The organism is Rathayibacter rubneri (genome assembly GCF_023743255.1).
In the GTDB taxonomy this organism is placed as follows: domain Bacteria; phylum Actinomycetota; class Actinomycetes; order Actinomycetales; family Microbacteriaceae; genus Rathayibacter; species Rathayibacter rubneri.
In genome coordinates, this window is record NZ_JAMRYM010000013.1 from 43,033 (window position 1) to 51,373 (window position 8,341).

Consider the following 8,341-nt stretch of genomic DNA (forward strand, 5'->3'; position numbering starts at 1 on the left):
CCTTTCCTGGCCGTCTAGGGATCAGTTGTCGAGCGTGACGGCGGTCTCGTCGAAGAACTGCTGGACCGCCTCGTCGACGCTCACGGCGCCGAGGCCGAGGCTGGTGCCGAGGTCGAGGAAGTTCGCCTCGATGGCGCCGTAGCCGGCGACCGGAGCGGCCGGGGCCTCTCCGATGCGGTCCGAGACCGACTCGAGGTAGTCCGCGACCTGCTTGTCGGGGCCCTCGAGGTTCGCGCCCTCGAGCTGCGCCGACGAGGCGGGGATGCCGAGCGTGGCGCCGAAGATCTCGCCGACCTCGGGGCTGTTGATGAGGAAGTCCAGGAACGTCGCCGCGGCCTCGGGGTGCTCGGTGGCCGAGGAGATCGCCTGCATCAGGCCGACCTTCTGGTAGAGGTCCTTCGATCCCTCGTCCGCGGTGGGCGGCGCGGTCATGACGATCTCGGAGGCTCCCGAGTCGCCGATGTAGCCGCCGAGGAAGTTGCTCCAGCTCATCTCGCTGGAGGCGATGCCGGCGCCGAAGCCGGACTTGGGCAGCAGCTCCTGGAGGCGCGCGGCCGGCACGCCGGTCGTGGTGCGCATCTCGTCGCCCTGCTCCCAGAACGCCGCGAGGTCGTCCTCGGAGAAGCCGAGCTCGCCGTCCTCGGTGAACAGCTCCTTGCCCTCGGCGCGCAGCTGCAGCTCGAAGTTCTGGATGCGGCCGGTGTAGTCGGTGCCGCCGTACACGGCGCCGCCGGTCTTCTCGGTGACGTCCGCGACGTAGGCCGCGTAGTCCTCCCAGCTGCCGCCGCCCGCGTAGGGCTCGAGGCCGTTCGCGGTGAGGAGGTCCTGGTTCTGGAAGACGGCCCAGGCGCTGTAGCCGGTGGGGATCGCGTAGGTCGCGCCGTCGAGCTCGCCGGTCGCGAGGAGGTCCTCCGAGATGGTGCTCTCGTCGACGACGCCGCCGAAGTACTCGCTGAGGTCGCCCAGCAGGCCGTTGTCGCCGTACTGGCGCAGGTAGGTGTAGTCGAACTGCATCACGTCGGGCAGTCCACCGCCGGCGGCCTCGGTCTGGCGCTTCTCCCAGTAGCCGGGGTAGTCCGTGAAGGTGGAGTTGATCGTGATGTTGGGGTGCTCCTCCTCGAACAGCGCGATGGCCTGGTCGTAGCGGGCGGCCCGGTCGTCGTTGCCCCAGAAGGTGTAGTCGAGCGTGATCTCCTCGTCGGGGTCGACGGTGGCGGAGCCGGAGGCGCCCCCTCCGGAGCATGCCGTCAGGCTGATCGCGGCGGCGGCGGCGATCGCCGCGGCGGCGAGTCGTGTGCGCTTGGTGCTGAACATCATCGTCCTCTCGTGAACTTCCTCGTTCCAGTCCCGGAGCATTCGATGAGAACCTACTCGACATCTGTCGGGGGTCCGCATCGGCATGTGAAACGTTCCGGGAAAGCGTTTGCCCTACGATAGGTTCGATATCGGATGGACGTCAAGTAGCGGATCCGCGGCACCGTCGCCGCACCGCGGAAGGAGACCGCGATGCCCCAGTTCGACCTCCCCCTCGAGCTCCTCGAGGAGTACGCCCCCGAGCTCGCCGAGCCGGCGGGCTTCGCGGAGTTCTGGCGCAGCACCGTCGCCGAGGCACGCGACCTGGCCGTCGAGCCCGTGTTCGAGCAGGTCGACGCCGGATTCCCGCTGCTGGACACGTTCGACGTCACGTTCTCGGGCTGGGGCGGGCACCCGATCCGCGCCTGGCTGATCCTCCCCCGCGGCATCGAGGGCCCCCTCCCCGCCCTCGTCAGCTACATCGGCTACGGCGGCGGGCGCGGGCACCTCACCGAGTGGACCACCATGAGCGCCGCCGGGTACGCCCATCTCGTGATGGACACCCGCGGCCAGGGCACCGGCCACCGCACCGGCGACACCCCGGACCCGGTCGGCAGCGGACCGCACGCCAACGGCTTCATGACCCAGGGCATCGCCTCGCCCGAGGAGTACTACTACCGCCGCGTCTTCACCGACGCGGTCCGCGCGCTCGACGTGCTGCGCGCGCACCCGGCCGTCGATCCGTCGCGCGTCGCGATCTCGGGCGGCAGCCAGGGCGGAGGGATCTGCCTCGCCGTCGCGGGGATCCTCGGGATGCTCGACGAGTCGGACTCCGCGCATGCCGCGATCATCGACGTGCCGTTCCTCAGCCACATGCGCCACGCCACGCGGATCATCGACACGATGCCCTACGGCGAGATCGTGAAGTACCTGCGGATCCACCGCGGTTCCGAGGAGCACGTCTTCGCCACGCTCGCCTACTTCGACGGCACGTCCTTCGCCCCGCACGCGCAGGTCCCGGCGATGTTCTCCGTGGGCCTCCTCGACGACATCTGCCCGCCCTCGACGGTGTACGCGTCCTACAACCGCTACACGGGCCCGCGCGAGATGCGGATCTACCCGTACAACGGGCACGAGCAGGGCGAGGCGTTCCAGATCGCGGAGCACATCGCGTTCCTGGGGCGCCGGCTGGGCTGAGGGGTCAGGGGGACGTCCGCTCGGACCACAGGCTCAAGTAGCCCGGTTAGGTGGTAGACGCTCGAAAACCGCGGCCGAATTGGCTGCGGACCAGAGCCTGTCCGTCGCCACCAATGGCGGAGAGGTAAGGCCCGCCGAGCATAGAGGCACTGGAGTGACTACCAGCTGCGAGGACCGCCGAAAGCGTCTCTTCAGCGATTCCTGCCTTTGGTGGCCAAGCGAGCGAATCCTTCCGGAGAGGCCAGATAATAAGAACCCGCGAGTCGTGCTGCGAACCTTGCACGTGGGCGTCGAATGAGGTGCGGTCGAGACCGATGCAGCTAACCGTCGCAAAGCTCGGATAGCGGCTTACGCTATGGAGATAGCCATCGGCCGACGGATGCAAAAGAGCGACGAGCCCATTAGTTCGACCTGCAATCATCCGATCGTCACGACGGACAATCTGCGCTGAGCACCCTTCGGGCAAAGTCCCACCGGCTATCAAGTCCTCTGCAAGCTTCGCATACGGCTTGACCTGGTCATCTACCGGACGCTTCCCGATTCGGATTCGCCAAATTTGTCGGAGAGCGTCCGTCTTGAGAATCCATTTTGCCAACAGTTCCTGCTCATGCAAGGAAATACTGAAGCTCGATTCGGGCTTCATCATGTTCTTGACAATGCGAGATACAGGGCCTTCTAGCGCATTAGCCAATCCGTGGTTGCAATCATAACAAATTGGGAGAAGGGTTTTCGGGGGCTGGTCGCCAGGCAGTACATTCCGATTAGCGAATTCCTTACGCAGCCAAATTGGTACAACATCTTCGTTCGTAAGCTTCTGCACCGCTCCGCAGATATTGCATGTGCCGACTTTGTTTGTCATGATCAGAAATCTCCAGCCTAGGGCTCCGCAAATACGCTCTCGTCATCAGCGCCCATGCACGAATATGTCTCGTACTCTATGTCCCAAGCGGACGGGCGTGGCAGCCCTTGCTTCGACCAAAGCTCCCGTACACCCGTGGGTTTGTGACGTCGCGCGTCGGGAGCCCGGACGCTCTCCGGGGAGCGTCGGGCACTATCGTGCCCATGACCCGCCAGATCCGCTTCAACGCCTTCGACATGAACTGCGTCGCCCACCAGTCCTCCGGCATGTGGCGCCACCCCCAGGACCAGTCCTGGCGCTACAAGGACCTCTCGTACTGGACCGAGCTCGCGAAGCTCCTCGAGCGCGGCACCTTCGACGGCATCTTCATCGCCGACGTGCTCGGCACCTACGACGTGTACGGAGGCTCCAACGAGGCCGCCATCCGCCACGGCGCGCAGGTCCCCGTCAACGACCCGATCCTGCTCGTCTCGGCGATGGCCGCCGCGACCGAGCACCTCGGCTTCGGCATCACCGCCGGCACCGCCTACGAGCACCCCTACCCGTTCGCGCGCCGCATGTCGACGCTCGACCACCTCACCAAGGGCCGCGTCGGCTGGAACGTCGTCACCGGCTACCTGCCCAGCGCCGCGCGCAACATGGGCCACGAGGACCAGCTCGAGCACGACGACCGCTACGACGTGGCCGACGAGTACCTCGAGGTGCTCTACAAGCTGTGGGAGGGCTCGTGGGAGGACGACGCGGTCATCCGCGACCGCGACTCCGGGGTCTTCACCGACCCGTCGAAGGTGCACGAGATCGGGCACCGCGGCAAGAACTTCACGGTACCCGGCATCCACCTCTCGGAGCCGTCGCTGCAGCGCACCCCCGTGATCTACCAGGCCGGGGCGTCGCCGCGCGGCATCCGCTTCGCGGCGGGCAACGCGGAGGCGATCTTCGTCGCGTCCTCGACGAAGGCCGGACTGAAGGCCACCGTCTCGCGGATCCGCGACGCGCTCGAGGCCGCCGGCCGCGACCGCTACTCCGCCAAGATCTACACGCTGCTCACGATCATCACCGCCGAGACCAGCGAGGCCGCGCACGAGAAGCACCGCGACTTCCTCTCGTACACGAGCGAGGAGGGCGCGCTGGTCTTCATGTCGGGCTGGATGGGCATCGACCTCTCGCAGTACGACCTCGACGAGCCGATCGGCAACGTGAAGAGCAACGCGATCCAGTCGGCCGTCGCCAACTTCCAGGAGGCGAACGAGGACGGCAGCGAGTGGAAGGTCCGCGACATCGCCAAGCTCAGCGTGATCGGCGGCCTCGGCCCGTTCGTCGTCGGCTCCCCGACCGAGGTGGCCGACCACCTGCAGGAGTGGGTCGAGGACACCGACGTCGACGGGTTCAACCTCGCCTACGCGATCACTCCCGGCACCTTCGAGGACGTCGTGGAGTTCGTCGTGCCGGAGCTGCGCCGCCGCGGCGCCTACCCCGACGAGTACGTCGAGGGGAGCCTGCGCAACAAGCTGCACGGGCGCGGCGACCGCCTGCCGTCCGAGCACCTCGGCGCGGGCTTCCGCTATCAGGCGGCCGCGACTCCGGCCTGATCGCCGGCCCGACCTCCGGGATGACCTCCGGCTCGCGAGTCCTGCGAGCCGGAGGTCTCCCCGAGCCCGGGGCCGCTCAGTCCGCGTCGCAGCGCAGCACTCCCCCGTCGACGCTCAGCACCGCCGCGCGCACGTGGCTCCGGCGCCGCGCCCGGTCGGCCGGCGCGTCGGCCAGCTCGGCCCCGTCCCAGCCCGGATGGGTGAAGTACACGATCAGCGCCGACTCCGCGTCGAGCCCCACGACGTCCGCATGGCGTCCCACGATCGGACGCCCGTCGAGCCGCTCCGGCACCGTCAGGATCAGCCCCTGCCGCTCCCAGCCGCCGACCCCGTCGGGCGAGGAGTGCACGGCCAGTCCGCGCCACTCGTCGGTGATCATCCAGTACCGCCCGCCGAGCACGAACACCTTGGGCCCCTCGTGCGGACGTCCGCCGATCGCGAGCCCCTCGACGCGCCACGACTCCGGATCGAACGGGTCGTCCGACACCGCCGCCCACGTCGTCGAGTCCTGCTCCTCGTCCTTGTACCAGAGGCGCCAGCGGCCGTCGCCGCACCGGGCGATCGCCGCGTCGATGACGCGGTCCGAGCCGAGGTCGATCGCGCCCAGGCGCTGCCACGAGACCAGGTCGTCGCTCGCGAACTGCACGAGCGCGGCGCGTCCGGTCCAGTCCGAGCGCACGCCCTCGATCCAGCTCAGCGTCATCAGGTAGCGGCCGTCGATCCGCACGATGTCGGGCGCCCACTGCGTCGACGGATCCGGGGCGTCGGCGGGATCGAGGCCGTCGACGGTGCCCGCGTACCGCCACGACGCGCCGTCCGCCGACTCCGCGACTCCGATGCGCGTGCCGTGCACCCACTCGACGCCCGGCAGATCGAGGGCTGCTCGGCGCTGCGTGTAGAACAGGCGCCACGAGCCGTCGGGCGCCTGCGCGAGCACGGGGTCGGTCGGGCCGTCGAGCAGCGGATCCTCGTAGGGGGTGCTGAAGGCGTCGGGGCGCAGCGCCGTCACCAGGCGTCCCCGATCGCGGTGGCGTCGAGCTCGCCGTCGGCGACGAGCACCTGCCAGCGCCAGCGCGCCGAGGCGGCGGGCGGCAGGGTCCAGACCTCGTGGAAGAAGGGCGCCGCGCACAGCATCGGGGTGCCCTCGCTGCGCACGAACCACGGAGCGGGCGCCACCGGGTTCCCGGGATCGGCGCGCATCGCGACGGTGACGCCCGCGCCGACCAGCGCGAGCCACTCCTCCGGTCGGCCCATCGCCTCGGCGCTCTCGCCGTGCGGAGCGAGCACGCGGGCGCCCTCGAGGCGCGGTGCCGCACGCAGGAACAGCCCGCCGTAGCCTGCGCCCGGCCGCCCGGCCGTGGTCGGCGAGCCGAAGCCGAGCGCGCGGTCGGTCAGCGACGTCCACTCGCTGACGACCTCGAGCACCGTCGCGGTCGGCCCCTCGTGCACGCTCAGCCGGCGCTCCTCCTCGAGGAATCGGCGGCCGCGCGCGTCGTACCAGCCCAGGCGCAGCCGCACCGAGTCGTGCTCCTGCGTCACCGACTCGACGAGCTGCGAGCCGTTGTTGTCGAGCTGCCGGTAGCCGTCGCCCGGCACCCAGGTGACCCCGCCCCAGAGGTTGATCTCGTCGGCGTCCTCACCGATGCGGATGTTCGACACCGCGAGGGAGAGTCCGTGGTGCCAGTCGTGATCCGGCGGGCGCAGGTCCGAGACGACGACGCCGGAGGGGGTGCGCAGCGGATGCACGAAGGGCCGCGGCGACTCCACGTGGCGCGGTGCGTCCTCCGCGAGCACGAGCGTGCCGAGGCCGGCGGCGAGCTCGACGGCGCTCACGGGCGCTGGTCCTGCACGGCGGCGCGCATCGGTCCGCGCAGTGCGGGATCGGCCAGCTCGTCGATCCGCACCGGGCCGCCGCGGCTGCTCGAGAGGTACAGCGCCGCGACGATCTCGAGCGAGCGGGCCGGCCCGGAGGCGACGTCGGGCAGCGGCCCGCCGGTCGCGATCGCGTCGTACACGGCGTCGAGGTAGGGCGCGTGGCCGCTCGGCACGTCCTCCGCGTCCGGGAACGCCCAGCCCTCGGCCTCCTCCGGCGGGACCTCGCGCGAGGGAGTGATCCGCCAGTGGGCACGGCCGTGGCCGTAGAGGTGCTCGACCTCGATCGTGGCGCGCTCGGTGTCGAGGCGGATCGCGCTCACCTCGCGCGGCGAGACCGCCGAGGTGAGCACCGAGGCGACGGCGCCCGAGGCGAAGCGCAGCACGCCGGTCGAGACGTCCTCGGTCTCGATGTCGCGCGCCTCGCGCCAGGCCTGGCCGGTCACCTCGACGACGTCGCCGACGAGGTGACCGAGCAGGTCGATCTGGTGGATGCCGTGACCGAGGGTGGTGCCGCCGCCCTCCGACTCCCAGGTGCCACGCCAGGGCACGGCGAAGTAGGCGGGATCGCGGTACCAGAGGGTGTCGCAGCGGGCCACGAGCACCCGGCCGAGCACTCCGGAGTCGAGCAGGCGCTTCACGTGGGCGGCGGCGGTGCCGGTGCGCTGCTGGAAGACCACGGCGAGGAGGCGACCGGCGGCGTCGGCCGCGGCGGTCATCCGATCGACCTCGGCGAGCGAGAGCGCCGGCGGCTTCTCGACGACGACGTGCGCGCCCCGCGCGAAGGCCGCCTCTGCCTGGGCGGCGTGCACCGCGGGCGGGGTGCAGAGGTGCACCACGTCGACCTCGGGGAGGTCGTCGATGCTCGTTCCGTGCGCGGGGATGCCGTAGCGCTCGGCGAACTCGGCGGCGCGGGCCGGGTCGGTGTCGACGGCCGCGACGATGCGGACGTCGGCTCGGGCCGCGAGCGCCTGCGCGTGGAGATGGGCGACCGCGCCCGTCCCGACGAGGGCGGCGCGGAGGAGGGGTGCGGCGGTCATGGTGTCCTTGCGGCGATCGACGGTGATGCGAGAGTCCGATGCTACCCGGGTGGCGAGACGTCTGGAAAGCGCTTGCCCGCATTCCGCATCTCCGGTCGCGTACGGGCTCAGCCGTCGAACGCCTCCGCGTACAGCTCCGCGAGCTCGGGTGAGTCCTCGCCGCTCAGCCCGCAGGTCGAGATCACGCCGTCGCGGGTGGCGAGCAGGTAGGTCGACCCCTCGTCGAACCGCAGCGGCTCGCCGTCGATCGCCGTGCCGCCGCCCTGCGGGGCGGTGACCGTCTCGCCGACCTCGCCGTGCAGCGCGTCGAGGACCGTCAGGGTGACGACGTCGCCGTCGATCCCCGTCGCCTCGGCGCGGAAGGCGGTGTCGGAGTCGGCGATCGCCTCTGCTGTGACCACGGCGCACATCGCGCTGAGGCCGCTGCCCGCCGGCGCCTGCTCGAGGCGGGTCGGCGCGGAGCCGGGTCCGAGCGCGAGGGTGAGTGCGAC

At 70.2% G+C, this 8,341-nt stretch carries 8 protein-coding genes; 2 read left to right on the top strand and 6 right to left on the bottom strand.

Translation table 11 applies throughout. The features are described 5' to 3' along the window. Nucleotides 1–21: 21 nt before the first annotated feature. A complete protein-coding gene (locus tag NB037_RS05495; RefSeq protein WP_251944291.1) occupies nucleotides 22–1,317 on the bottom strand; it encodes an ABC transporter substrate-binding protein in 1,296 nt (431 codons plus the stop codon). 189 nt (nucleotides 1,318–1,506) lie between these two features. On the opposite strand from NB037_RS05495, the gene NB037_RS05500 reads away from it, so the two are divergent. After that, on the top strand, nucleotides 1,507–2,490 hold the full coding sequence (locus tag NB037_RS05500) for an acetylxylan esterase (protein WP_251944292.1): 984 nt from the start codon (nucleotides 1,507–1,509) through the stop codon (nucleotides 2,488–2,490). 46 nt (nucleotides 2,491–2,536) lie between these two features. Here NB037_RS05500 and NB037_RS05505 read toward each other — a convergent pair whose 3' ends face one another. Beyond that, nucleotides 2,537–3,349 carry a hypothetical protein gene (locus NB037_RS05505; protein ID WP_251944293.1) on the bottom strand — a complete coding sequence of 271 codons (813 nt, stop codon included), beginning with the start codon at nucleotides 3,347–3,349 and terminating at the stop codon, nucleotides 2,537–2,539. 203 nt (nucleotides 3,350–3,552) lie between these two features. Here NB037_RS05505 and NB037_RS05510 point away from each other — a divergent pair, with 203 nt between their 5' ends. Next, nucleotides 3,553–4,938 carry an LLM class flavin-dependent oxidoreductase gene (locus NB037_RS05510; RefSeq protein ID WP_251944294.1) on the top strand — a complete coding sequence of 462 codons (1,386 nt, stop codon included), beginning with the start codon at nucleotides 3,553–3,555 and terminating at the stop codon, nucleotides 4,936–4,938. Nucleotides 4,939–5,014: 76 nt separating this feature from the next. On the opposite strand, the gene NB037_RS05515 is transcribed toward NB037_RS05510, so the two are convergent. The 4 genes from NB037_RS05515 to NB037_RS05530 all read right to left on the bottom strand — a co-directional run. Further along, nucleotides 5,015–5,947: a family 43 glycosylhydrolase gene (locus NB037_RS05515; protein WP_251944295.1), complete on the bottom strand. Its 933-nt coding sequence runs from the start codon at nucleotides 5,945–5,947 to the stop codon at nucleotides 5,015–5,017. Beyond that, the gene (locus NB037_RS05520) at nucleotides 5,944–6,771 is read right to left on the bottom strand and encodes a DUF6807 domain-containing protein (RefSeq protein WP_251944296.1); all 828 of its coding nucleotides are present in this window, start codon (nucleotides 6,769–6,771) and stop codon (nucleotides 5,944–5,946) included. Before NB037_RS05520 ends, NB037_RS05515 begins: the two co-directional genes overlap by 4 nt. Further along, nucleotides 6,768–7,850, bottom strand: coding sequence for a Gfo/Idh/MocA family protein (locus tag NB037_RS05525; protein ID WP_251944297.1), 1,083 nt, complete (start codon nucleotides 7,848–7,850; stop codon nucleotides 6,768–6,770). The genes NB037_RS05520 and NB037_RS05525 overlap by 4 nt, the downstream gene beginning before the upstream one ends. Nucleotides 7,851–7,957: 107 nt before the next feature. Further along, nucleotides 7,958–8,341: hypothetical protein (locus tag NB037_RS05530; RefSeq protein ID WP_251944298.1), on the bottom strand; the 384-nt coding region annotated here is incomplete at its 5' end.

Coding starts and splice junctions, on each gene's coding strand:
- NB037_RS05495 (WP_251944291.1), bottom strand. CDS start 1,317: ATGATGTTCAGCACCAAGCGCACACGACTCGCCGCCGCGGCGATCGCC.
- NB037_RS05500 (WP_251944292.1), top strand. CDS start 1,507: ATGCCCCAGTTCGACCTCCCCCTCGAGCTCCTCGAGGAGTACGCCCCC.
- NB037_RS05505 (WP_251944293.1), bottom strand. CDS start 3,349: ATGACAAACAAAGTCGGCACATGCAATATCTGCGGAGCGGTGCAGAAG.
- NB037_RS05510 (WP_251944294.1), top strand. CDS start 3,553: ATGACCCGCCAGATCCGCTTCAACGCCTTCGACATGAACTGCGTCGCC.
- NB037_RS05525 (WP_251944297.1), bottom strand. CDS start 7,850: ATGACCGCCGCACCCCTCCTCCGCGCCGCCCTCGTCGGGACGGGCGCG.